General features: G+C 69.6%; 23 protein-coding genes, 1 pseudogene and 1 riboswitch. Of the genes and pseudogenes, 12 read left to right on the top strand and 12 right to left on the bottom strand.

Annotation, left to right across the window (positions count from 1 at the left end; all coding sequences use genetic code 11):
• Positions 1-16 precede the first annotated feature (16 nt).
• Positions 17-129, top strand: a riboswitch (TPP riboswitch).
• From thiO to U9J23_RS18800, 7 genes are all read left to right on the top strand, one after another.
• A complete protein-coding gene (gene thiO, locus U9J23_RS18830; RefSeq protein ID WP_186455423.1) occupies positions 126-1190 on the top strand; it encodes a glycine oxidase ThiO in 1065 nt (354 codons plus the stop codon). It overlaps the preceding riboswitch by 4 nt.
• The gene (thiS, locus tag U9J23_RS18825; protein ID WP_059384351.1) at positions 1187-1399 is read left to right on the top strand and encodes a sulfur carrier protein ThiS; all 213 of its coding nucleotides are present in this window, start codon (positions 1187-1189) and stop codon (positions 1397-1399) included. The genes thiO and thiS overlap by 4 nt, the downstream gene beginning before the upstream one ends.
• Positions 1392-2177 (top strand): thiazole synthase, encoded by a 786-nt coding sequence (locus U9J23_RS18820; protein WP_006553655.1) that lies wholly within the window; start codon positions 1392-1394, stop codon positions 2175-2177. The genes thiS and U9J23_RS18820 overlap by 8 nt, the downstream gene beginning before the upstream one ends.
• Before the next feature lie 91 nt (positions 2178-2268).
• Positions 2269-2811: a hypothetical protein gene (locus tag U9J23_RS18815; RefSeq protein WP_226949970.1), complete on the top strand. Its 543-nt coding sequence runs from the start codon at positions 2269-2271 to the stop codon at positions 2809-2811.
• A 67-nt stretch (positions 2812-2878) separates the two neighbouring features.
• The gene (locus tag U9J23_RS18810; RefSeq protein ID WP_059384367.1) at positions 2879-3808 is read left to right on the top strand and encodes an ABC transporter ATP-binding protein; all 930 of its coding nucleotides are present in this window, start codon (positions 2879-2881) and stop codon (positions 3806-3808) included.
• The gene (locus U9J23_RS18805) at positions 3808-4587 is read left to right on the top strand and encodes an ABC transporter permease (RefSeq protein WP_085469700.1); all 780 of its coding nucleotides are present in this window, start codon (positions 3808-3810) and stop codon (positions 4585-4587) included. The genes U9J23_RS18810 and U9J23_RS18805 overlap by 1 nt, the downstream gene beginning before the upstream one ends.
• Before the next feature lie 92 nt (positions 4588-4679).
• A complete protein-coding gene (locus tag U9J23_RS18800) occupies positions 4680-6152 on the top strand; it encodes a M20/M25/M40 family metallo-hydrolase (protein WP_272268303.1) in 1473 nt (490 codons plus the stop codon).
• A gap of 12 nt (positions 6153-6164) precedes the next feature.
• Here U9J23_RS18800 and thiD read toward each other — a convergent pair whose 3' ends face one another.
• Positions 6165-7010 (bottom strand): bifunctional hydroxymethylpyrimidine kinase/phosphomethylpyrimidine kinase, encoded by an 846-nt coding sequence (thiD, locus tag U9J23_RS18795; RefSeq protein WP_059384348.1) that lies wholly within the window; start codon positions 7008-7010, stop codon positions 6165-6167.
• Between the two features lie 158 nt (positions 7011-7168).
• Here thiD and U9J23_RS18790 point away from each other — a divergent pair, with 158 nt between their 5' ends.
• Positions 7169-7567, top strand: coding sequence for a GNAT family N-acetyltransferase (locus U9J23_RS18790; RefSeq protein ID WP_059384347.1), 399 nt, complete (start codon positions 7169-7171; stop codon positions 7565-7567).
• Positions 7568-7603: 36 nt separating this feature from the next.
• Here U9J23_RS18790 and U9J23_RS18785 read toward each other — a convergent pair whose 3' ends face one another.
• From U9J23_RS18785 to U9J23_RS18775, 3 genes are read right to left on the bottom strand one after another with little or no spacing between them, the layout of a single operon-like run.
• Positions 7604-8407 carry an exodeoxyribonuclease III gene (locus tag U9J23_RS18785; protein ID WP_272268306.1) on the bottom strand — a complete coding sequence of 268 codons (804 nt, stop codon included), beginning with the start codon at positions 8405-8407 and terminating at the stop codon, positions 7604-7606.
• Between the two features lie 18 nt (positions 8408-8425).
• Entirely contained in the window at positions 8426-9391 is a 966-nt protein-coding gene (locus U9J23_RS18780; RefSeq protein WP_085469698.1) for an N-acetylglutamate synthase, CG3035 family, read from the bottom strand.
• 22 nt (positions 9392-9413) lie between these two features.
• Positions 9414-10013: a peptide deformylase gene (locus tag U9J23_RS18775; protein WP_059384344.1), complete on the bottom strand. Its 600-nt coding sequence runs from the start codon at positions 10011-10013 to the stop codon at positions 9414-9416.
• Positions 10014-10145: 132 nt separating this feature from the next.
• On the opposite strand from U9J23_RS18775, the gene U9J23_RS18770 reads away from it, so the two are divergent.
• From U9J23_RS18770 to U9J23_RS18755, 4 genes are all read left to right on the top strand, one after another.
• A complete protein-coding gene (locus U9J23_RS18770) occupies positions 10146-10496 on the top strand; it encodes a DUF3263 domain-containing protein (RefSeq protein ID WP_106201421.1) in 351 nt (116 codons plus the stop codon).
• Positions 10497-10573: 77 nt separating this feature from the next.
• A complete protein-coding gene (locus U9J23_RS18765) occupies positions 10574-11218 on the top strand; it encodes a LytR C-terminal domain-containing protein (protein ID WP_059384343.1) in 645 nt (214 codons plus the stop codon).
• Positions 11219-11309: 91 nt separating this feature from the next.
• Complete coding sequence (locus tag U9J23_RS18760; protein ID WP_059384342.1) at positions 11310-11951, top strand: superoxide dismutase family protein; 642 nt, start codon at positions 11310-11312, stop codon at positions 11949-11951.
• 101 nt (positions 11952-12052) lie between these two features.
• Entirely contained in the window at positions 12053-13174 is a 1122-nt protein-coding gene (locus U9J23_RS18755) for a glutamate--cysteine ligase (protein WP_059384341.1), read from the top strand.
• 76 nt (positions 13175-13250) lie between these two features.
• On the opposite strand, the gene mnhG is transcribed toward U9J23_RS18755, so the two are convergent.
• The 8 genes and pseudogenes from mnhG to U9J23_RS18715 all read right to left on the bottom strand — a co-directional run bounded on the left by mnhG (position 13251) and on the right by U9J23_RS18715 (position 23191).
• Entirely contained in the window at positions 13251-13580 is a 330-nt protein-coding gene (gene mnhG / locus U9J23_RS18750; RefSeq protein WP_059384340.1) for a monovalent cation/H(+) antiporter subunit G, read from the bottom strand.
• A complete protein-coding gene (locus tag U9J23_RS18745) occupies positions 13577-13837 on the bottom strand; it encodes a monovalent cation/H+ antiporter complex subunit F (protein ID WP_059384339.1) in 261 nt (86 codons plus the stop codon). The genes mnhG and U9J23_RS18745 overlap by 4 nt, the downstream gene beginning before the upstream one ends.
• Positions 13834-14382, bottom strand: coding sequence for a Na+/H+ antiporter subunit E (locus U9J23_RS18740; protein ID WP_059384338.1), 549 nt, complete (start codon positions 14380-14382; stop codon positions 13834-13836). Before U9J23_RS18740 ends, U9J23_RS18745 begins: the two co-directional genes overlap by 4 nt.
• Positions 14382-15971, bottom strand: a complete 1590-nt coding sequence (locus U9J23_RS18735; RefSeq protein WP_059384337.1) for a Na+/H+ antiporter subunit D — start codon at positions 15969-15971, stop codon at positions 14382-14384. Before U9J23_RS18735 ends, U9J23_RS18740 begins: the two co-directional genes overlap by 1 nt.
• 224 nt (positions 15972-16195) lie before the next feature.
• Positions 16196-16738, bottom strand: a pseudogene (locus U9J23_RS18730) (Na(+)/H(+) antiporter subunit C); the annotation flags it as partial.
• On the bottom strand, positions 16735-19572 hold the full coding sequence (locus U9J23_RS18725) for a Na+/H+ antiporter subunit A (protein ID WP_326599736.1): 2838 nt from the start codon (positions 19570-19572) through the stop codon (positions 16735-16737). The pseudogene U9J23_RS18730 and the gene U9J23_RS18725, both read right to left, overlap by 4 nt.
• Before the next feature lie 201 nt (positions 19573-19773).
• Positions 19774-20967: a hypothetical protein gene (locus U9J23_RS18720; protein WP_059384334.1), complete on the bottom strand. Its 1194-nt coding sequence runs from the start codon at positions 20965-20967 to the stop codon at positions 19774-19776.
• A 1-nt stretch (position 20968) separates the two neighbouring features.
• The gene (locus U9J23_RS18715; RefSeq protein WP_085469696.1) at positions 20969-23191 is read right to left on the bottom strand and encodes an AAA family ATPase; all 2223 of its coding nucleotides are present in this window, start codon (positions 23189-23191) and stop codon (positions 20969-20971) included.
• Positions 23192-23217 lie beyond the last annotated feature (26 nt).

The following is a 23217-nucleotide window of genomic DNA, read 5'->3' as shown; positions in this document are numbered from 1 at the left end:
AGCCTCTAGGCAGAAAGTGTGACGACACGGGAGTCCCGAGGTTCGCGGGGCTGAGAGGGGGCCTGCCGGCCCCGACCGTTATGACCTGACCCGGATCATGCCGGCGCAGGGAGTGAGGTGGACCGATGACAACTGTGGCCGTCGTGGGTGGCGGAGTGATCGGGCTGTCGATCGCATGGCGCGCGGCCCGCTCGGGGCACGTCGTGACCGTGCACGACCCGAATCCCGGTAGCGGCGCCTCGTGGGTGGCCGGGGGAATGCTGGCCCCGCTGTCCGAGGGCTGGCCCGGCGAGGACCATGTGCTGTCCCTGGGTGCGGCGTCGCTCGACCGCTGGCCCGGCTTCGCGGACGCACTGCGCACGGAGACCGACGTCGACGTGTTCACCGCCGAGGCGTCGCTGACCGTTGCGCTCGACGCGGCGGATGCGGCCGACCTGCGGACCGTCGCCGAATGGGTCGGGGAGCGAGGGCACGAGATGCGGCTGCTCTCCCGCGCGGAGATCCGGGAGTTCGAGCCGTCGCTCGGCCCGAAGGTCCGGCTCGGACTGCTCGCACCCACCGAGTCGTCGGTCGACAACCGCGCGCTCGTCGACGCCCTGCGCACTGCGGCCACCGGGGCCGGGGTGCGTTTCTCCGACGGCGCCGTGCACGACCTCGCCGACCTGCCCGACGATCAGGTGGTGCTCGCCGCCGGCTCGGCGTCGGCGCGGCTGTGGCCGGGTCTTCCGGTCCGACCGGTCAAGGGCGAGATCCTGCGGCTGCGGGTGCGGCCGGGCGCGACCCCGCCGCCGCAGCGCACCATCCGTGCGAGTGTCCACGGACGGCCCGCCTATCTGGTGCCCCGCCACGACGGGCTCGTCGTGGGCGCGACGCAGTACGAGGCCTCCGACACGCAGATCACGGTGGCCGGCGTGCGCGATCTGATCGCCGATGCCGAGACGATCTTCCCGGCGCTCGGCGAGTACGAACTGTTCGAGGCGAGCGCGGGCCTGCGCCCGATGACCCCCGACAACCTGCCGATGATCGGCCGGCTCTCCGATCGTGTCGTCGCCGCGACCGGCCACGGCCGCAACGGTGTGCTGCTCACGCCGCTCACCGTCGACGCGGTGCTCGCCGAACTCGGCGGGCGGTCACTGGCCGACGCGAAATACGCCTGTCCTGGACGAATTACGGAAGCGAGTGTGGGATGACGAACGTGTCCGTGGGCATCACCGTCAACGGTGAGGACAAGTACTACGACGCGGCCCCGACCGTGTCGCAGCTGCTGAACGAGCTCGGTCTGCCCGAGAAGGGAATCGCCGTCGCCGTCGACGGTGTCGTGTGCCCGCGCGGTCGCTGGTCGGAACCGGTGGCACGCGGCGCGAGCATCGAGATCCTCACGGCGGTCCAGGGTGGCTGACACACACGATCCCGGCGCCGATCTGCCGCAGCTGACCATCGCCGGCCGCACCTTCGGGTCGCGGCTGATCACCGGCACCGGTGGCGCGGCGAACCTGGCCGTGCTCGAGGAGGCGCTCGTCGCGTCGGGCACCGAACTGACCACCGTCGCGATGCGCCGCGTCGATGCGGCCTCCGGAACCGGTGTCCTCGATCTGCTGCGCCGTCTCGGCATCGAACCGCTGCCGAACACCGCCGGGTGCCGCGGCGCGAAGGAGGCCGTGCTGACCGCGCAGCTCGGGCGGGAAGCGCTGGAGACCGACTGGGTGAAACTCGAGGTCATCGCCGACGAACGGACGCTGCTGCCCGACGCTATCGAACTCGTCTCGGCGGCCGAACAACTCGTCGACGACGGCTTCGTCGTCCTGCCGTACACGACCGACGATCCCGTCCTTGCGCGCCGTCTCGAGGATGTCGGTTGTGCTGCGGTGATGCCGCTCGGTTCGCCGATCGGCACCGGCCTCGGTATCTCGAACCCGCACCACATCGAGATGATCGTCGAGGCGGCGGGCGTGCCGGTGATCCTCGACGCGGGAATCGGAACCGCCTCCGACGCGGCGCTCGCGATGGAACTCGGTTGCGACGCCGTGCTGCTCGCGACCGCCGTCACCCGCGCGAAGGATCCGGCGCTGATGGCGTCGGCGATGCGCCACGCCGTCGAGGCGGGATTCCGTGCCCGGCACGCCGGTCGGATCCCGAAACGCTTCTGGGCTCAGGCATCTTCGCCGATGGAGCCGTGACCGGTACGGAAAACCCTTGAGAATCCTCGTGTTCAGGGGTTTTCCGATTATCGCGTGACGGGATACCGTGCGGTCGGTACGATCCCCGGGCATGACAATTGCACACCGAATCCTTTCCGCCGCCGCTGCCGGGCTCATGGGTGTTGCCGTCGCTGTCACGGCACCGGGCGTCGCAGGCGCCCAGGAGCCGTGCCAGCTGAGCCGGTCGAACACCGGACCGAGAACGTGCGAGATGACGCAGCTGGCCACGCCTCCCGTGCTGACACTGGGCGACGGCATCTGCGCCGGCATCGTGCGCGCGGGTGGAACCGCCTTCGACGGCCCGCTCGACGAGTCCTACTCGATCTACTCGGTGGCGGGCGCCACCCACGGGATCGAACTGCGGATCACGCAGGGCTATTCGCTTCTCGGCGAGTGGACACCGAGTGTTCTGAACTGCGACGTCACCGTGGCGTTCGACTGGCACAATCTCGACACCGGCGCCCGCGGCACGGAGACCCGCTTCGTGCCGGCCTTCCACACCAGCACCCGGCCGTTGTTCATGCACGTGTTCCCCGGGCAGGGCCGTGTCGCCCTGACGATGCGTACCGAGCGACCGAGCATCCCGGTCACCGTCGAGGTGTTCGTCCCCTGACACACCGCGTGCGGCTCCGGGCGCGTGATCGGATGCGCGGGCCGGAGCCGCACGTAGGGTGGTGCGCATGATCGAAGTGACCGGCTTGACCAAGACCTTCGGGTCCACGACCGCGGTCGACGACCTGACGTTCACGGTCCGTCCCGGTATCGTCACCGGCTTCCTCGGCCCCAACGGGGCGGGGAAGTCCACCACGATGCGCATGATCCTGGGACTGGACCGGCCGACCTCGGGAACTGCACTGATCGAAGGGAAGCCGTACACCGAGCTGACACGGCCGCTCACCACCGTCGGCGCACTGCTCGACGCGAAGTGGGTGCATCCCAACCGGTCGGCGCGGTCGCATCTCGCCTGGCTGGCTGCGTCGAACGGTCTGCCCGCCTCACGCGTCGACGAGGTGCTGCGCCAGGTGGGGCTGACGGAGGTCGCCGGCAAGCGCGCCGGCGGATTCTCTCTCGGCATGTCGCAGCGACTCGGTCTCGCCGCCGCGCTGCTCGGCAACCCGCGCGTGCTGCTGTTCGACGAACCGGTCAACGGCCTCGACCCCGAGGGCATCGTGTGGATCCGGCGGTTCATGCAGGCGCTCGCCGCGGAAGGCCGCACGGTGCTCGTGTCCAGCCACCTGCTCTCGGAGATGGCGCAGACCGCCGAACATCTGATCGTCATCGGGCGTGGACGGCTCATCGCCGACACCTCGGTGAAGGAGTTCGTCGATCGCGCGTCCGAGTCGTTCGTCGTCGTGCGCAGTCCGCAGCTCGACGAGCTGCGCACCGCGCTCACCGAGCGCGGGCACACCGTGCGGGAGGACGACGGTGCCCTGCATGTCTCGGGCGCTCCGGCGGCGGAGATCGGCGAACTCGCCGCGACCCGGTCGATCGTGTTGCACGAACTCGCGGGACGCAACGCGTCGCTCGAGGAAGCGTTCATGAAACTCACCGGTGGCGAGGTCGAGTACCACGGATCCGGAGTCGACGACGTCATGAAGGGTGGACTGTGATGAGTACGGCGCTCGACACACTGCGGGCCGAACGGATCAAGCTCACGTCGGTGCAGTCACCGCTGTGGTGTACCGTCGTCATCGTCGCCCTCGGCCTCGGTCTGGCCGCGATCCTCGGGTCGGTCTCCCGTGCGTCGGCAGGGATGGACGACGAGCTGGGACGGTTCTATCCGACCGTGGACGTCGCGGTCAGCGGCGTCACCGGTTTCGGCGTGCTGGTGCTCATGATTCTCGCGGCGCTGTCGGTCACCAGCGAGTACCGCTTCGGGGTCATCCGCACGACCTTCCAGGCCACCCCGAACCGCACCCTGCTCCTGACGATGAAGGCGCTGCTCATCGGCGTGCTGGGTGCGGTGCTGACACTCGCGGTCTCGTTCGGTGCCTTCTACCTCGCGAAGGCGTTGGCGGGGCCGGACGCAGGTCGCGAACTCGTCCTGAGCGGTGGGACGGCGTGGCGCGCGGTCTACGGCACCGCGATCTACGCGTTCCTGTGCGTCTTCCTCGCGGTCGGTGTGGGCACGCTGCTGCGGCAGTCGGCCGGCACGATCGCGCTGTTGATGCTGTGGCCGCTGCTGCTCGAGTCGTTGTTCGCGTTGTTCGGTTCGGTGGGCCGTGAGATCCAGCCGTTCCTGCCGTTCGCGAACGCGAACAACTTCCTGGGCATCGGGCAGGGAATCGAATTCCACTGGGGTCCATGGGGATCGCTCGTGTACTTCGCGGCCTTCTCGTTCGTGGTGTTCGCCGCCTCGCTCGTGGTGGTCAACCGCCGCGACGCCTGACGTTCTGCGCCGACACGCCGCAGGTTCTGCGCCGTCACACTGCGCCGCACGGTTTCCCCGTGCGGCGCAGTGCTTTTTTGTACGCTCGGTCGATGGCGCGGGCGCAGACGAGATACGGCATGCGGGGAGCGGCTCTGATCGCCGCCGGTGTACTCCTGACGGCGGGATGCTCGGAGGCGGAGGTGGAGACGCCGCCGGTCGACCCGGCGGTGCTCGCCGACGCCGTGGAACTCGATGCCGTCATGGCGCACCTGACGGAACTCGAACGGATCGCCGGCGAGAACGACGGCAACCGTTCGCTCGGGACCCCCGGTTACGACGCGAGCGTCGACTACGTCGCCGGAGCTCTGCGCGACGCCGGATTCGACGTGCAGACACCGGAGTTCGACACGACCCTGTTCGCCGTCGAGAACGAGCAGCTCACCGTCGACGGGGAGCCGATGGGTGTGAGCGCACTCGGCATGTCACCGTCGACGGGACCGGAGGGGCTCACCGCGCGTGTCGTACGTATCGCCCCCGACGACACCCCCGGTTGCGAGGCCACCGACTACGACGGTGTCGACGCGGCCGGTGCGGTGGTGATCGTCGATCGCGGCGTGTGCACCTTCGCCGTCAAGGAGCAGGTCGCCGCCGAACGAGGAGCGGCCGCACTCCTCGTCGCCAACAACGAGGACGGTCCGCTCGACGCCGCCGGTCTCGGGGCGGAATCGAATCCCCGCATCCCGGTCGGGGGTGTGGCCGGGGCCGACGCCGAGCGCCTGTCCGCTGCGACCAGCGTGACGGTGACGCTCCAGACCCGCACCGAGGACCGGAAGTCGCGCAACGTGATCGCGCAGACCCGCACCGGCTCGACCGATGACGTGGTCGTCGTCGGCGCGCACCTCGACAGCGTCCCCGAAGGACCTGGGATCAACGACAACGGAACCGGTGTCGCCGCCGTCCTCGAGACCGCGCTGCAACTCGGCAGCGAACCGGACGTGACCAACGCCGTACGGTTCGCGTTCTGGGGCGCCGAGGAGGTCGGACTGGTCGGCTCGACGAAATACGTCGAGTCGCTGTCCGACGAGGAACGACTCGACATCGCCCTGTACCTGAACTTCGACATGCTCGGCTCGCTCAACGCCGGATATCTCGTGTTCGACGGCGACGACTCCGACTCCGTCGGTGAAGGACCCGGTCCGGAGGGCTCGGCGGGTATCGAGCGGACCTTCGCGCAGTTCTTCGACGAACGCGGAATCGAAGTCGGCGGAACCGATTTCGACGGTCGCTCCGATTACGGTCCGTTCGTCGCCTTCGGCATCCCCGCGGGCGGGGTGTTCACCGGCGCCGACGACGTCAAGACCCCCGAGCAGGCCGACCTGTGGGGTGGCACCGCCGACCAGCCCTTCGACCCGAACTACCACACCCCCGAGGACACCCTGGCCGGCATCGACCGCGAGGCGTTCGGCGCGGCGGCCGCCGCCGTCGCCTACGGCACGGCCGTCTACGCGAATTCGATCGACGGACCCGACGGGGTACCCACCGGCGACCAGCGGGCCGAGGTGCGTGCCGAGTTCACCGAGTGAGGACGGGCGCGGTCAGCGCTCGTGCAGGCGCCACAACGGGTTGACCGGCCCGTGGCCGTGACCGAGGTCGTAGGACCACTCGAGGCACTTCGTGATCCATTCCTTCGCGAACTCGACGGCCTCGGGCACCGACCGGCCGTGGGCGAGGGCCGACGCGATCGCGGCCGCCAGCGTGTCGCCGCCGCCGTGGTCGTTGCCGGTCTCGATCCGCGGCGTGCTGAACTCGAGGAAGCGGTCGCCGTCGAACAGCAGGTCGGTGCTCTTCTCCGAGCTGCGCAGGTGACCGCCCTTGACGATCACCCACCGGGCGCCGAGCGCATGGAGCGCTTCGGCTGCGCGCCGGGCCGACGCGTCGTCGACGACGTCGATGCTCGTGATCAGCCGTACCTCGTCGAGGTTCGGGGTGACGACGGTGGCGAGGGGGATGAGCACCCCGCGGATCGCGTCGAGCGCGTCGGAGTGCAGCAGCGGATCGCCGTGCATCGAGGCGCAGACCGGATCGACGACGAGGGGCACCTCCTTGTCGCGGCCGATGCCCACCTCGCAGCACACCTGCGCGACGGCCTCGATGATCTGCGTGGAGGCGAGCATGCCGGTCTTCGCTGCGGACACCCCGATGTCCTCGACCACGCATCGCACCTGGTCGGCCACGGTCTCGGCGGGGATCTCGTGGAACCCGCGGACGCCGACGGAGTTCTGGACGGTCACGGCGGCCACCGCGACGCAGGCGTGCACACCGCACATCGCCATCGTGCGGGAATCGGCCTGGATGCCGGCCCCACCTCCGGAGTCGGTACCGGCGATGGTGAGGGCTCGAACCGGGGTCTCGCCTCGAGGCGACAAGGGCAGAAGGTCCACGCGGACACCCTACCGAGGGTGTGTTCGATCACGGCCGGGCGGCGCTGGGACGGGTGCACTTTCCGAAACGCGACAGCGCTGCTGCCGGTGGTCACCGCAGTACTCTATAGTGGCATAGGTCACAGTTCGATCACGCAACACCCCTATTGGAGGCGCTCATGAACACGAGTTCGCCGGACCTCGCCGTGTCGGACAACGCCGACCAGAACCGGTTCGAACTGCGCCTCAACGGCGATCTCGTCGGCATCCTGGGGTACTACGACTTCGAACGCGTTCCGGCACCGAACCCGCCGGTCGTCGACTTCATGCACACCGTGATCGTGGAGGATTTCGGCCATCGGGGTCTCGCAGCCGTTCTCGTCGGTGGCTCGCTCGATCTCGCGCGCAGACGAGGTTGGCGCGTGCGGCCGGTGTGCACCTATGTGCAGCGGTTCCTGTCGTCGCACGAGAACTACCGCGACGTCGTCGTGCCTCTCGAACCTCCGCGCACCGACCCCCAGCGCAAGGAGAACCGGCGCAGGCAGCCGCGACGCAAGGTGCCCGCCCGCAAGGCCTGATGCCTGCGCGGGCGGTTCACCCGGCCCGGAATCCGCTCAGAGGTCGAGGTCGACGATGACCGGTGCGTGGTCGCTCGCGCCCTTGCCCTTGCGCTCGTTGCGGTCGATCTCGGCGCCCGTCACCCGCGCCGCGAAGGCAGGGGACCCGAGGACGAAGTCGATCCGCATGCCCTGCTTCTTCGGGAAGCGCAGCTGGGTGTAGTCCCAGTAGGTGTACACCCCGGGGCCGGGTGCGTGCGGACGGACGACGTCGGTGTAGCCGACCTCGGTGAACGCGTGGAAGGCGTCGCGCTCGGGCTGCGAGGTGTGCGTCTTGCCCTCGAAGAAGGCCGGATCCCACACGTCGCCGTCGGTGGGGGCGACGTTCCAGTCGCCGACCAGCGCGATGGGCTGCTCGGGCGCTGCGGTGGCCCAGGCGTGCGCGTCGGCGCGCAGCTTGGCGAGCCAGTCGAGCTTGTAGGTGTAGTGCGGGTCGTTCAGGTCGCGGCCGTTGGGGACGTACAGGCTCCACACGCGCACACCCGCGCACGTCGCGCCGATGGCCCGCGCCTCGAGCGCCGGATCGACCTCCGGGTCCTTCGAGAAACCGGGCTGGTCCTCGAAGCCGATTTGCACGTCGTCGAGGCCCACACGCGACGCGATTGCCACGCCGTTCCACTGACTCAGCCCGACGTGCGCGACGCGGTAGCCGAGTTCCTCGAAGCGTTCGTACGGGAACTGCTCGTCCTTGCACTTGGTTTCCTGCATCGCGAGGACATCCGTGTCGGTTCGCTGCAACCAGTCGAGGATGCGGTCGGTACGGGCACGGACGGAGTTCACATTCCAGGTAGCAAGGCGCACACGCCCACTGTAGGCGACCTATCCGACGGGTTCGGAGGCGTACCGGTAGCGGTGGTGGTCGACGAAGCCGAGTTCTCGGTACAGGGCGCGGGCCGCCGTATTCGACTCCTCGACCTGCAGGTATGCGTGGGTCGCAGCCTGCTCGCGGGCCCAGCGCAGCAGAGCGCCGCACACGAGTGTGCCGAGTCCGCGCCGCCGGTGCTCGGGCGCGACCTCCACGGTCGACAGACCCACCCAGCGGCGTCCGTCCGGTGCGTCGGTGATCGCCGCGCGGCAGATCGCCAGGGGCGCCTGCCCGGGCGCGCCGATGCGGCCGAACCCGAGGACACCCGCGGCCACCGAGCCGAGCACGTCCTGCGCGAGCCGCGGGTCGGCGTCGGCGCGGTGGAGCGACAGCCAGTCGGCGTCCGGTCGGTCGGTGATCGTGACCGGGGTGGGTTCCGGCGGCAACGGCACGTTCGCGAGGTCGGCGCCCATAACGAGCACCGGCTCCGAGGTCGGCCATCCCTCCGGTATCCGGGCGAGCCGATCGGGCACCAGCAGTCGCAACGGCAGTCCGCGCGCCGCGAACCATTCACGGAGCCGGGCGCGCACGGCCGGATCGGCGGGGTCGGCCACGGTGCCACGTTCACCGAGCGGCGTCGCCGAATTGGCGCGCCGGGTGAAACCGTGCCCGGCGCGCACGAGCCAGCCGTCCACCCAGGCAGATTCGAGACCGGGCCACCCCGCGGCGGCAGCGTGCTCGAGCGCGCGGATCTCCGAGACGCGGATCGGCCGCGCCGCGATCGGCTTGAGCGCGACGACCGAGGTGGGGGACACCTGGACGACGCGACCGTCGGCGGTGCGCACCGCGACCACCGGTTCGACGGAGACGAGTTCACCGATGACGTCGGTCATCGGATGGCTGTAGCCGGCGGGCAGGCGGTACCGCAGCACCACCCGGGTGCCGAGGGGTACGGACGGGGCCGGACGGTCGGTCGTCATCGACGGTTCGTCGGTCGCCTCGTCACTCGTCCTCGTCGTCGTGGCCGAACGGGTCCTCCACCGAACCCGGGAGCCAGGTCAGCCCGGGGACACCCCATCCGGCGCGCTTGATGGTCTTCTTCGCGGCGCGGGCGTTGCGTCCGATCAGGACGTCGACGTACAGGAAGCCGTCGAGGTGCCCGACCTCGTGCTGCAGCATGCGAGCGAAGAATCCGTGGCCCTCGATCTCGACGGGATCACCGTTCTCGTCGGTACCGGTGACCTTCGCCCAGTCGGCGCGGCCGGTGGGGAAGTTCTCGCCGGGCACGGACAGGCAGCCCTCGAGATCGTCCTCCGGGTCGGGCATCGTCTCGGGGATCTCCGAGGTCTCGAGGATCGGATTGACGACGACACCGCGCCGGCGCACGACCTTGCCGGACTCGTCGCGGTCGGGGCAGTCGTAGACGAACAGTCGCTTGTCGACGCCGACCTGGTTGGCGGCGAGACCGACGCCGTTGGCCGCGTCCATCGTCTCGAACATGTCGGCGATCAGCTGAGCGAGTTCGGCGGGTGACTCGGTCACCGGCCGGGTCGGGTTGTGCAGGACGGGGTCGCCGACGATGACGATCGGAAGAATGGCCATGGTGACACAGGATAATGGGATCGACTCGCGGCGTTCTCGAACCGGTATGTGTCCCCACCCCGTGATTGAATGACTTCCGCCGAGACGCAGGGACTCTTCGTCACGGTGTGATCCAGTCAGTCGAGGAGGGAAATGGACGGCGCAGCAGCGCACGGCAACGACCGGTCCGATCTCGTGTCCCCGCAGGGCGACGGCGCATCCGCGCAGGAGCCCACCGGCGACGGGGCGAACGGCCTGAGCCGTCGCGATCTCGACATCCTGGCGTTCGAACGGCAGTGGTGGAAGTACGCCGGTGCCAAGGAGGACGCCATCAAGGAACTCTTCGGTCTCTCCGCCACCCGCTACTACCAGGTGCTCAATGCTCTGGTGGATCGTCCCGAGGCGCTCGCCGCCGATCCGATGCTGGTCAAGCGGCTGCGGCGGTTGCGTGCGAGCCGTCAGAAGGCCCGCGCGGCCCGCCGGCTCGGTTTCGACACCCGTTAGACGGGCGGCCGTCGGGCCGGATAATGCGATATCGACACGCGCGGCCGGTCGGCAGCGCTGCGTGTGCTCGGGCAACTATGGTCGAGGTCGTGAGCAGAACCCCCGAGATCCCCAGCCGCGCGCCCGCACCCTCGGGACCGCCTCTGCGTGCGTTCGCGATGGTCCTGATCTCCTTGGGCATCCTGTTCGCCGGTCTCGGTTTCGCCTCGCTCGGTGATTCCGACGACGAACCCGCTCCCGCGGCGGCACCCACGACGACGACCGCTGCCGCGCCGGCCGCACCGTCCACGCGCTCGGCCGCGGTGCCCACCGCGCCCGCGCCCGCTGCCGCGAACGGTGGCACGTCCGCCGCCGGGGACGGTGCGACCACCACCACGGCCGTGTCTTCGGCTCCTTCCATGCCCGTGGGGAGCGGAACCGCGTTCGCGTCCGACACCTCGGCCTCCGCGACGGCACCGGTGCGCGTGTTCAACAACTCGGAGGTCGCGGGCCTCGCCGCGCAGACCGCGGCCTACCTCGAGGACGAGGGGTACACCATCAGTGAAACGGGCAACTACAGCGAGGGCTTGCTCCCGCAGACCTCGGTGTTCTACGGGTCGTCTCCCGGAGAGCAGCAGACCGCGACAGCCGTCGCCGAGTCGCTCGGTGTCACCGCGCAACCGCGCTTCGAGGGCATCCGCGACGCCGCCCCCGGAGTGATCGTCATCGTCACTTCGCGTTAGCGCCGGAACCGTGTCGGTCCGCCACCGGGTGGTCGCCGGAGACGCCCGGTTATGATCGGGTGACTTTTCGGCACTTCGAAGGAGCGGTTTGATGGTCTCCAGTTCCACCCGTCGCATGTCCTGGCGTGCTCTGGCCCCGATCGTCGCGATCGCCGCGGTGGGCCTGACTGCGTGCTCGAACAGCGAGGAGGCGAGCACCGAGCCGGGGACGACTCCGCCGGTGTGGACGGGATCCGCCGCGCCCGCTTCCGAGGCCCACGGCGACGACCACGGCACCGAGGGTGGGAGCGAGTCGCACGCCGGTGGCTCCGCCTCTGCTGCTGCGCTCACCGCGGAGCTCACCACGGTCGACGGCGAGTCGGCCGGCACCGTGTCGTTCGCCGAGAACGGCGGCGACGTCGAGGTGACCGTCGAGGTCGAGGGTCTCGAGCCCGGCTACCACGGTGTCCACATCCACGAGTTCGGCCGTTGCGAGGCCGAGTCCACCGCTCCGGACGGCGGCGAGCCCGGCGCGTTCCTGTCCGCCGGTGCCCACCTGCAGGCCGGCGGTAACACCTCCGTTCCGGAGAGCGGCGACCTGGTCTCGCTCGTCGTCCGTGAGGACGGCACCGCCACCGCCACCGTCACCACCTCGGCCTTCGGCCTCGAGGACCTCGAGGGTGAGGACGGCGCCTCGGTGGTCGTGCACCAGGACAACCTCGGCGCGCGCCTCGCGTGCGGCGTCATCGAGTGACCGGAGACCGCATCTCCTGAGACTCGATCTCGCAGGTAATTCCCGACACAGGGCCCCGCAGACGGACATCCGTCGGCGGGGCCCTGTGGTTGGATCGATACGTGGCAGTCGAGTTTCCGGGATCACCTCGTCCCACGATCGGCGTGGAATGGGAGATCGCTCTGGTGGACAAGACCACCCGTGATCTCTCGAACAGCGCGACGGTCGTCTTCGACAGGGTGAAGGAGATCGCGGGGGAGACCCCGCGGTTGACCAAGGAGTTCCTGCGCAACACCGTCGAACTCGTCACCGGCGTGCACGACACCGTCGCCGAGGCGGTCGACGACCTGTCCGAGTCGCTGTCGCTGCTGCGACGTGCCGCCGACCCGAACGGCGTGGACCTGATGTGCGCCGGCACCCACCCGTTCGCGCAGTGGACCGACCAGACCGTCACCCCGTCCCCGGACTACGACGAGATGATCAACCGCACCCGCTGGTGGGGACGGCAGATGCTCATCTGGGGAGTACACGTCCACGTGGGGGTCTCCTCCGCGGAGAAGATCATCCCGATCCTCAACGCCATGCTCGTGAAGTATCCCCACATGCTCGCGCTGTCGGCCTCGTCGCCGATCTGGGCGGGCTACGACACGGGCTACGCGAGCAACCGCGCGCTGATGTTCCAGCAGCTGCCGACCGCCGGCCTGCCCTACCATTTCGCCGACTGGCCGCAGTACGCGGAGTTCATCGGCGATCAGCTCAAGTCCGGCGTCATCAGCCACCCCGGGGGGATGCACTGGGACATCCGGCCGGCGCCGAAATGGGGCACCCTCGAGGTCCGGGTGTTCGACGGCATCACCAACCGTGCCGAACTGGCCGCCCTCGTCGCCTTCGTGCATTCGCTCGTCGTCTACTTCGACGAATGTCTCGAACGCGGTGAGGAACTGCCCGTGCTGCAGCCGTGGCACGTCAAGGAGAACAAGTGGCGTGCCGCGCGCTACGGACTCGAGGCGGAGGTCATCCTCGACCCGGTGTGCACCGAGCGGCTGGTCACCGACGACCTGAACGACCTGCTCGAGCAGATCATGCCCACCGCGATGCGGCTCGGTTGCGCCGACGAACTCGCGCGGGTCGCGGACATCCCGGTGCGGGGAGCGTCCTACCAGCGTCAGCGCCGGATCGCGGAGCGGACCGACGGCGATCTCGTCGCGGTGGTGGACTCGCTCGTGCAGGAACTGAAGGAGTGATCGGCCGAGGACATCCCGGCCGTCACGCTCCCGTCGAGAGTCTGGCCCTCATCGCCCGTCGGGCCCTCATCGGTTGTCAGGCACCGCCGGGAGCGTCCTCGTCGAGCAGACCGTCGCGACCGAGCTGCTCCCGGTAGGCGACGCGGCCGACCCGGTGGGCGATCACGGGGGCGGTGAGGACCATGAACATGCCCGCCAGGGCCATCATCCAGATGTCGATCGAGCTGCGCAGGATGATCATGGCGCCGCCCAGTACGAACAACAGGCCCACCACTTGGGGCTTGGTAGCGGGGTGCATGCGCGACAGGGTGTCGCGGAAACGGACCACGCCGATCGCGGCGGTCAGCGAGATGACCGAACCGATGAGGATCAGGATGTGGGCGAAGGTGTCGATGATCGTCGTCATCCTTCGTCACGCACCCGGAATCGAGCCACGGACACCGACCCGATGAAGCCGACCAGGGCCAGGGCTACGGTGGCGGGCAGCACCGACGTGTCGCGCGTGTACACCGCCCAGATCGCGATGCCGCAGATGCCGAGCGCCAGCAGGGCGTCGACGCCGACGAGCCGGTCGAGGGAGTTGGGGCCCGCGATCACGCGGTAGGTGATCAGGACCGCGGAGACGAACAGCAGTGTCCCCGCGATCACCAGTGTCACGGTCACGTCAGTTCCTCCGTTCCGCTGCGCCAGGGGCTGGCCTGCCATTCCGACTCGCGTTCGAACGTCTGGATGAGAAGACGCTCGATGAGGCGGGCGGAACGGTAGAAGTCGGCCACGGCCTTGTCGGTACTCACGTCGAGAACGTGCACGTACATGATCCGCCGCACCTGGTCGATCTCGAGCACCATGGTGCCCGGAATGTTGTTCATGATGTCCGTCCACAGTGTCAGCACCAGGTCGGACTTGATGGTGAGCCGGCAGCGCAGCACACCGGTGACCGGCGGCGGGGACGGTCGGATCGCCAGCCACGCCACGTTGATCGTCGAGCGGATGGTTTCGCTGAAGATCACCGCGCCGAGTCGCATCGCGGACCACACGTGCACGCGACCCTCGACGGGCACGCGCGGCAGTGGCAGCACGAACATGATGACGAGCGAGACGACCACGCCGGCGAGGATGTTGGCGACGCTGAAGGTGCCCCACAGCAGGACCCAGACCAGCGTCGTCCATCCCACGACGAACATGCGCAGGACGTTGGCGCGTTTCATCATTCCTGCTCACCCCCCAGCACGGCCTCGATGTACACCGTGCGGTCGCGCAGGTTCTCCGCGGCACGGTTGCTGATGTCGAGCAGTGGACCGGCGAAGACCGTCAACGACACACCGATCGCCACGAGCCAGACCGTGGGGACGAGCATCGCGGCCGGCATCCGGCCGACGTCCGGGCGTTCCTCGAACGAGATGTCGGTGGCGGATTCGTCGATCAGCGCCGACGGGCCGATGTCGGCGAGATCGCCCTCGGGCGCGTCGGCGCGTGCCCGCCAGAACGCCTTCGTCCAGATACGCGCGACGACGTACAGCGTCAGCAGGCTGGTCACGACACCACCGGCGACGAGGATCCAGGCGAGGACCGAACCGTCCTCCGCACCGGCCTGCAGCAGGGCGACCTTCCCGATGAACCCGGAGAACGGCGGGATACCGCCCAGGTTGAGCGCCGGGATGAGGAACAGGACCGCCAGCAGCGGGGACATGAGTGCAAGGCTGCCGAGGCGTCGCAGCGACGCCGACCCGGCCTGGCGTTCGATGAGACCCACCACGAGGAAGAGGGTGGTCTGCACGAGGATGTGGTGGCCGACGTAGTAGACGGCGCCCGCGAGACCCGTCTGCGACGACAGGGCGACGCCGAAGATCATGTATCCGATGTGGCTGACGAGCGTGAACGACAGCAGACGCTTGATGTCGTTCTGCGCGATCGCGCCGAGGATGCCGACGACCATCGTGAGCAGACCGGCGACGAGCAGGACGTCGTCGAGTTCGCCACCCGGGAACAGCAGGGTGTGCGCCCGGATGATCGCGTAGACACCGACCTTGGTCAGCAGGCCGGCGAAGACGGCGGTGACCGGTGCGGGTGCGGTGGGGTAGGAGTCGGGCAGCCACGACGACAGCGGGAAGACCGCGGCCTTGATGCCGAAGGCGACGAGCAGCACACCGAAGATCGCGGCCCGGGTGCCCGGTGAGATCTCGTCCATCCGCAGTGCCATCTGGGCGAGGTTCAGGGTGCCCGTGGCGGCGTAGGCGAAGGCGATGCCCACGAGGAAGACCAGCGAGGACACCATCGAGACCATGACGTACGAGACGCCCGCGCGGACGCGGTCGGCGCTCGCACCCAGGGTCAGCAGGACGAACGAGGCGGCGAGGAGCACCTCGAAGCCGACGAAGAGGTTGAACAGGTCGCCCGCGAGGAAGGCGATGTTGACGCCCGCGGTGAGCGCGAGATAGGTCGGCAGGAAGATCGAGACGGGCTGCTGCTCGTTGCCGTCGTGGATACCCTGACCGACTGCGTACAGCATCACCGACAGCAGCACGATCCCCGAGACGACCAGCATCAACGCCGACAAACGGTCGACGACCAGCGAGATGCCGATCGGCGCCTCCCACCCGCCGATCTGCAGTACGGCGATGCCGTCGGCATCGGCGTAGTACAGCAGCGCCACGCCCACGGCGAGCGAGGCGACGAGCGCGAAGACGGTGATCCACCGCTGTGCGCGGGGACGGCGGCCGACGATCAGGGTCGCAGCGGCAGCGAGCAGCGGGATGAGGACGGGGAGGGGAACCAGGTTCGCGACGCTCAGGTTCATCGGCGATCCTCCTTCCCGTTCTTCTCGTCGTCTCCGGTCGGCTCGTCCTCGGCGGGATCGGGGGCCTCGGGGTCGGGGTCGTCCGCACGCACGGCTGCGGTGTCGTCCTCGGCGGAGTCGGCCTCGTCGGCGTCCTCGGCAGAGCCGGCTCCGGCCGCATCTCCGGCAGGGGCATCTCCGGCAGCGCCGGACTCGTCCGTCCCGTCCTGGTTCTGCGTGTAGGCAGAGTCGGTCGGGTCGTCGAAGTCGCCGTCGTGCAGGTCCTCGTACGCCTCGAGGTCCTCGATGTTCTTGAGCTGGTCGAGCGGGATCGGGTTGCCCGCGGCGTCGAAGGCGTCGCCGCTCTTGCTCGGGATACCGGTGAGCGGGTCGTCGGAGCGGTCTCGCGACGGAAGATCCGCGAGACTGCGCCGCTGCGACACGAGGGTGTCCTCGGGGTCGTTCTCGATCTCGTCCCGTGCGCGATAGGTGTAGGAGCGGTAGGTCAATGCCAGCACGAACGCCGCTATACCCATCGTGATGACGATCGCGGTGAGGATCATCGCCTGGGCGAGGGGGTCGGCCATGTCCGGCTCGACGTCGCTCTCCACACCGACGATGGGGGCGTGACCCGCGGGACCGCCGAGCGTGAGCAGCAGCAGGTTGATGCCGTTGCCCGCCAGCAGCAGACCCAGCAACATCTTGATGATGCTGCGTTCGAGCAGCAGATACACACCGGACGCGACGAGCACGCCGACGATGGCGAGGAGCGTGATGTTCGCGGTCATCGGCGCTCACCCACGGTCTCGGCGTCGAGGCGAGCACCGAGGCTGCGCAGCACGTCCAGGATCAGGCCGACCACGATGAGGTACACACCGAGGTCGAAGAACAGCGCGGTCACGATCTTGATGTCGCCGAGCAGCGGCAGCGTGAGCTCGAGGGTCGCCGACGACAGGGCCGGAGCACCGAGGAACATCGACACCAGCGCGGTGCCCGCAGCGAAGGTGAGTCCGAGGCCGAGGATCTTGCCGGCGTCGATGGGAACCGCCTCTCCGAGCTCGTAGCGTCCTCCGGCCAGGTACCTCAACACCAGCGCGAGACCGGCGATGAGACCGCCCGCGAAGCCGCCACCGGGGGCGTTGTGGCCGGAGAAGAAGAAGTACACCGACAGGATCATCATGGTGGGGAAGACCAGCCGGGTGGTGACCTCGAGGACCAGCGAGCGGTAGCGCGGATCGATGAGATCGCCGCCGAGCAGCCAGGTCGTCTCGTTGCTGGCGGATACCGCGTCGAGCTGCGCCGCAGGTGCGTCAGCCACACGCGGGGCGGTGCCGAAGCGGCGGGTGCGGAAGACCAGGCTGGCCACGCCGGTCGCGGCGACCAGCAGCACCGAGATCTCGCCCATCGTGTCCCAGGCGCGGATGTCGACGAGCAGGACGTTGACGACGTTCTTGCCGTCGCCGCCGTAGTAGGCGGCGTCGGGCAGCAGCAGCGAGATCGGATCGGTGGTGCGTGCCGCGACGGCGTAGGCGCCGATCCCGACGACCACTGCACCCACGGCGATGCCGAGCATCGCGCGGGCGAACTTGCTGCCCATCACCGCGGCCGGGTCGGTCTCGGCGGGCAGCTTGCGCAGGACCAGCACGAACATCACGAGGGTGACGGTCTCGACGAGGAACTGGGTGAGCGCGAGATCGGGGGCGCCCTGCAGGGCGAACAGCACACCGAGCCCGTAGCCGGTCACGCCCACGACCAGCACACCGCCGAGACGGTTGCGCAGCACCGTCGCGGTGATCGCGGCGGCCATCATGATCAGCCCGACCCCGAGCTGCCAGATCGAGTCCCACGCGCGCGTCGACGGCATCGTGCTCAGCCCGAAGAAGAACATCAGCACCGTCGGGAGCGCCACCAGGGTGACGAGGATCGTCGCCTGGGTCAGGGGGAGTGAACCGCGCTGCAGGAAGGCGGTCAGGCGCAGGGACAGGGTGTCCATGCCCTGGAGGGTCGCGTCGTACATCCGGTCGGCGTTGCCGAGCGGCGGGTGCTCGAAGCGCAGGCGCGCGATGGTGCGGTGCGCGAGGAACAGAACCGTGCCGCCCACGATCACCACGGCGGTCAGGCCCAGGGGCAAGGAGAACCCGTGCCACAGCGCCAGGTGGTAGGGCTTGCTCAGTTCGGTGGGCAGCTCGTCGGCGTAGGGGGTGATCAGGTGATCGACCCACGAGCTCGCGAAGCCCGCGGCGAGACCGGCGAACGCAAGGATGCTCGGGGCGGTGAGCAGCAGCGCCCCGGGCGCGTGAAGGTTCTGCACCGCGGGGCTCGGGCGCTTGAGCTGCTTGCGGCCGAAGGCACCCCAGATGAACCGGATGCTGTAGGCGAGGGTGAGGATCGAGCCCACCACGATGCCCGCGGTCATGGCGATCCGCGCCCATTCGGGCAGTACCTCGGCCACCAGCGCCGACTCGAGGGCGGCTTCCTTCGCGACGAACCCGATGAACGGTGGCAGACCGGCCATGCTCGCCGCCGCGAGTATCGCGATCACCGCCAGGTAGGGGGCCACGGAGCCGAGATGTGCGAGTTTGCGGATGTCGCGGGTGCCCGTGGAGTGGTCGATGATGCCGACCACCATGAACAGGCATGCTTTGAACAGGGCGTGGGCGATCACCATCGCCAGGCCCGCCAGGGCCGCTTCCCGGCTGCCCGTGCCCACCAGGGCCGTGAGGAAACCGAGCTGACTGACGGTGCCGAAGGCCAGGATGAGCTTGAGGTCGAAAGCGCGGAACGCTCGCCAGCCGGCGAGGATCATCGACGCGAGACCGAGACCGATGACGATCGGCCGCCACGCGGCGCTGTCGGCGAAGCCGGGCGCGAGCCGGGCCACGAGGTAGATACCGGCCTTGACCATCGCCGCGGCGTGGAGGTATCCGGACACCGGGGTGGGGGCGGCCATCGCGCCGGGCAGCCAGAAGTGCAGCGGGACCACGGCGGACTTCGACAGTGCGCCGACGAGCACGAGCACCACGGCCACACCGGCGAGCCAGCCGTGGGGTGCCGCCGCGACGACGTCGGAGAGGTTGTAGCTGCCGACCATCTCGCCGAGGACGATGATGCCGACCAGCATCGCCAGACCACCGGCCGTGGTGACGAGCAGGGCCTGGGTGGCGGCACGACGACTCGAGGCGCGTTCGGCGTAGTGCCCGACGAGCAGGAACGACAGGACGGTCGTCAGTTCCCAGAAGACGTAGAGCAGCAACATGTTGTCGCTGACCACCAGGCCGAACATGGCGCCGGCGAAGGCGACCATCTCGGCGGCGAACAGGCCCAGGCGGGGCTCGTCGTCCTCGAAATAACGCGAACAATAGAGCAGGATCAACGAACCGATGCCGAGGACGAGCACGCACATGATCGCCGCGAGCGTGTCGAAGCGCAGATCGATATTCATCGACAGCGTCGGGGCCCACGCGATCTGCAGGGTCTGATCGGTTCCCCAATTGGTGACCACCCAGCCGAGACTTGCGAGAGGCACCAGCGCGAGCGGCAGGAATGCATTTCTCCCCATGACTCTGACCAGAAGCGGCGCCAGAAGAGCAGCGACCGCATGGGCAACGAGTATGGCGATCAAAAGGCACTCCGTCGGGGTCGGGCCTGTCGGCGGGGTGAAACTGACTGCGGGCCGTGGGACTCGCTGTCGTCACAGCGGACGGCACACCGCCGAAACGGGGATCGCCCCGACATGCACGCCGCTCGCCGTCATCGGGCAAAACGGATTGTGCCCATCCTAACGGTTGTCTTCGCACGCTTGCGAATCGGGGAGGTGAGAGCGCTAACGCACCTGCCACGCACAGATCACGGCGGCGGCGAACAATGCGAGCGCCGACCATTGCGCATCCGCCGGCAGCATCCACACGGCCCCCACGACGGCCGTTGCCGGCACCGGCAGCGCCAGGCCGAGAGCCGCCACGGACGCCGAACCCGGCAAGGATGCGCCGAGCGCGAGACCGGTGCCCAGCGCGACGAGCGCGACCCGCACCGCGAGGGGGATGCCCTCGCCGATCTCCGCCGGCCACCACACCGTCGCCGCCGAGATCGATGCGGCGAGCACCAGCCCGGGAAGCGCGTACGGCATGTACGGGGAGAGCCGCACCCCGGCGACCACGGCGGCCACCGCGACGAGCAGCACCCACCACGGCACGGTCGCCGACTGCATACCCGACCACAGTTCGACGAGGACGGGGTACGCCGCGGCCACGGCTCCGGTGACTGCGAGGACGAACCGGTCGTCGCCGGGCGGGACGAGGCGCGCGACGATCTCGGCGCCGACGACCGCCACCGCGAGCGCTCCGCCGGCGACCAGCCACAGGAGCACACCCGTGTCGCCCGCGCGGGAACCCACGAATTCACCCAGCAACCGGTAGCCCACCGAGAGCACCACCGCGGCGGTCACCATGATCGCGAGCAACCGCGGATCGGCCCGCTGCACGCGCATCCCGGTAGGAACCGTCAGCGCAGCGGCGACGGTTGCCACGAGTGCGAAGACCAACGCCCACTGCGGAACCGTCCAGCGCATCGCGTCGACGGGGACCTCGGAGCCGACGGCCGCGGCGGTGAGGAAGGCCGCCCAGCCACCGGCGATCAGCGCCCACTGGCCGGTCGCCGAACCCCACGAACCCGCGGTCGCCGCTCCGAGCAACACACCGGTGATCGCGGCGATCACCCATCCGACGACCGTCAGACTGTCGGCCGAGATGCCGGCGGGAACGAGATAGCGGATCGAACCGAGGACCACGATCGACGCGGCGGCCAGCATCCACGCGGTACGCCGGGAGCCGGTCCGCTGCAGCCCCGCCGCCGAGAGAACGGCGAGCGCGGCGGTGACCACGGGCGCCCATTCGCTGCGCGCACCCGCCGGGAGGACGGATTCACCCGCGGCCGGGACGAGGATCGCGACCGCGGCGGCGAGGAAGGCCGCGAGGACGGCTGCCGGTCCGGCCACGCGGACCGCGGTGGTCACGGCCATCTCAACGGCCCTCCGCGTAGGCCTGCAGATGCGCGACCTGCGCGGGATCGAGCGAGGGCCGCACCTTCTCCCGGGCCACCGCGACGTCCTCCGCTGTCACCACGGCGGCGTCGACGTTGCGCCGCATCGCAGCGAGCGCGGCCTCGCGCAGCATCGCCGAGCAGTCCGCGGCCGAGTAGCCGTCGAGTCCGGCGGCCAGCTCGTCGAGGTCGACGTCGTCGGCGAGCGGCACCGACCGTCCCGCGGTCTTCAGGATCGCGGCCCGGGCGTCGGCGTCCGGCGGCGGCACGAACACGAGACGTTCGAGGCGGCCGGGACGCAGCAGCGCCGGATCGATGAGGTCGGGTCGGTTCGTGGCCCCGACCACCACGACGTCGCGCAGGGGTTCGACACCGTCGAGTTCGGTGAGCAGCGACGCGACGACCCGGTCGGACACCCCGGAATCGGAGCTCTGCCCGCGGCGCGGCGCGAGCGCGTCGATCTCGTCGAGGAACACCAGTGCCGGCGCCGAGTTGCGGGCACGCTCGAACAGTTCGCGTACCGCCTTCTCCGAGGCGCCGACCCACTTGTCCATCAGTTCGGCGCCCTTGACGGCGTGGACGCTCAGGCGCCCGGTGCCGGCGAGGGCGCGGACGAGATAGGTCTTGCCGCAGCCGGGCGGGCCGTACAGCAGCACACCGCGCGGCGGGTCGACACCGAGGCGCTCGAACGAATCGGGATGCTGCAGCGGCCACAGGACGGCTTCGGTCAGTGCCTGCTTCGTCTCGACCATGTCGCCGACGTCGTCGAGACTCACGCTGCCGATCGCCAGCTCCTCGGTGCCCGACCGCGACAGCGGACGGATCACCTCGAGCGCGCCGAGCAGGTCGTCCTGGACGAGCGACGGTTCGTCGTCGTCGCGGTTCGCCCGGGACGCCGCGCGCAGTGCCGCCTCGCGACACAGTGCCGCGAGGTCGGCGACGACGAAGCCGGGAGTGCGACCGGCGACGGCAGCGAGATCGAGGCCGGTGGCCGGCACCGAACGCAGCAGCACGTCGAGCAGGGCCCGGCGGGTCGCACCGTCGGGCAGCGGCAGGGACAGTTCGCGGTCGCAGATCTCCGGGGCGCGCAGCCGGGAGTCGACGTCGTCGGGATGCGCGGTGGTCGCGATCAGCACCGCGCCCTCGGTGTCGACGACCCGCCGCAGCTCGTCGAGGATCAACGTCGCGACGGGTTCGGTGTCGGCGGGCAGCACGGCGTCGACGTCGGTGAGCAGCAGGACGCCACCGCCGCGCACCGCTTCGGCGGCCGCGGAGATCCGGCGCAGCCGATCGTCGGCGGCGAGCGCACCCACGCCCGGCCCGTCGACCTCCACCAGACGCCGGTCCGCGACGACCGAGCGCACGAAGGTCGCCTTACCGACCCCGGCGGGGCCGGTGACGAGCACGCCGAGGTGCGGCGACGCGCCGAGGGTGCGCAGCAGTTCCGGTTCGTCGAGCGAGAGGGTGAGCCATTCGGAGAGCTTCGCGACCTGGGCCTGCACACCCACGAGGTCCTCGACCGGGGGTGCCGGAGGCACAGCCGGGATGGGGACCGGTTCGGACCGGTCGGTCGCGGGGGAGGAGGCGACGAAGCCCGACGAGACGAATCCGGAGGCGGACGGCACGGACGACGACAGAGCGTCCTGACCACCACCCCATACGACCGCGGTGTTCGGCTGCACGCTCACCGGTCCGGCCGGATCCACCGACGAGACGGTGAGCAGTTCGGTGGTCCACGCGATCGCGAACGTCCGCGACAACGCCCGCGTCGTCTCGGCGTTGCTCGTGCCCGGTCCGAGATCGCGCGGGAGCAACGAGACCGCGTCGCCGACGGTGAGGACCTTCCCGAGCAGTGCCTGACGCAGGGTCGTCTCCGGGATCGACTGCCGCGCGAGGGTGGATCCGGTCACCGTCACCGTGCGCGCGCCGTAGACCGTCACGGGTGCGACGACGACCGTCGCGTCCTCCTTCAGGCCCGTGTTCGACAGCACCACGTCGTCGAGCAGGATCGTGCCGGTCGGGGTGCCGGTCGGCGCGAGACCCGCCACGACCGCCGTGCGACGCGCTCCCACCAACGCGATCGCGTCCCATTCCCGCAGGCCCAGGGCGGCCAGCGCCTCGGGGTGCAGACGCACGACACCCCGCCGCGAGTCGGCGGCGGAGGTGTTGAGCCGGACGGTGAGTGAGAGTTGTGGGGTCGTCACCCCGCCGAGCCTAGAACGTGACTAGC

Origin of the sequence: Rhodococcus sp. PD04 (assembly GCF_035918275.1) — a bacterium.
GTDB lineage: Bacteria > Actinomycetota > Actinomycetes > Mycobacteriales > Mycobacteriaceae > Rhodococcus > Rhodococcus rhodochrous.
The sequence above is the reverse complement of the archived record's forward strand: the minus strand, read 5'-3'. Positions and strand labels throughout refer to the sequence as shown.

Excerpts from the sequence above, each read along its gene's own strand:
- U9J23_RS18735 (WP_059384337.1), bottom strand. The coding sequence starts at position 15,971 with ATGAACCTGAGCGTCGCGAACCTGGTTCCCCTCCCCGTCCTCATCCCG.
- U9J23_RS18770 (WP_106201421.1), top strand. The coding sequence starts at position 10,146 with ATGGACGGCGCAGCAGCGCACGGCAACGACCGGTCCGATCTCGTGTCC.
- U9J23_RS18760 (WP_059384342.1), top strand. The coding sequence starts at position 11,310 with ATGGTCTCCAGTTCCACCCGTCGCATGTCCTGGCGTGCTCTGGCCCCG.
- U9J23_RS18790 (WP_059384347.1), top strand. The coding sequence starts at position 7,169 with ATGAACACGAGTTCGCCGGACCTCGCCGTGTCGGACAACGCCGACCAG.
- mnhG (WP_059384340.1), bottom strand. The coding sequence starts at position 13,580 with ATGACGACGATCATCGACACCTTCGCCCACATCCTGATCCTCATCGGT.
- thiS (WP_059384351.1), top strand. The coding sequence starts at position 1,187 with ATGACGAACGTGTCCGTGGGCATCACCGTCAACGGTGAGGACAAGTAC.
- U9J23_RS18800 (WP_272268303.1), top strand. The coding sequence starts at position 4,680 with ATGGCGCGGGCGCAGACGAGATACGGCATGCGGGGAGCGGCTCTGATC.
- U9J23_RS18765 (WP_059384343.1), top strand. The coding sequence starts at position 10,574 with ATGGTCGAGGTCGTGAGCAGAACCCCCGAGATCCCCAGCCGCGCGCCC.
- U9J23_RS18810 (WP_059384367.1), top strand. The coding sequence starts at position 2,879 with ATGATCGAAGTGACCGGCTTGACCAAGACCTTCGGGTCCACGACCGCG.
- U9J23_RS18720 (WP_059384334.1), bottom strand. The coding sequence starts at position 20,967 with ATGGCCGTGACCACCGCGGTCCGCGTGGCCGGACCGGCAGCCGTCCTC.
- U9J23_RS18780 (WP_085469698.1), bottom strand. The coding sequence starts at position 9,391 with ATGACGACCGACCGTCCGGCCCCGTCCGTACCCCTCGGCACCCGGGTG.
- U9J23_RS18740 (WP_059384338.1), bottom strand. The coding sequence starts at position 14,382 with ATGAAACGCGCCAACGTCCTGCGCATGTTCGTCGTGGGATGGACGACG.
- U9J23_RS18815 (WP_226949970.1), top strand. The coding sequence starts at position 2,269 with ATGACAATTGCACACCGAATCCTTTCCGCCGCCGCTGCCGGGCTCATG.
- U9J23_RS18805 (WP_085469700.1), top strand. The coding sequence starts at position 3,808 with ATGAGTACGGCGCTCGACACACTGCGGGCCGAACGGATCAAGCTCACG.
- thiO (WP_186455423.1), top strand. The coding sequence starts at position 126 with ATGACAACTGTGGCCGTCGTGGGTGGCGGAGTGATCGGGCTGTCGATC.
- U9J23_RS18775 (WP_059384344.1), bottom strand. The coding sequence starts at position 10,013 with ATGGCCATTCTTCCGATCGTCATCGTCGGCGACCCCGTCCTGCACAAC.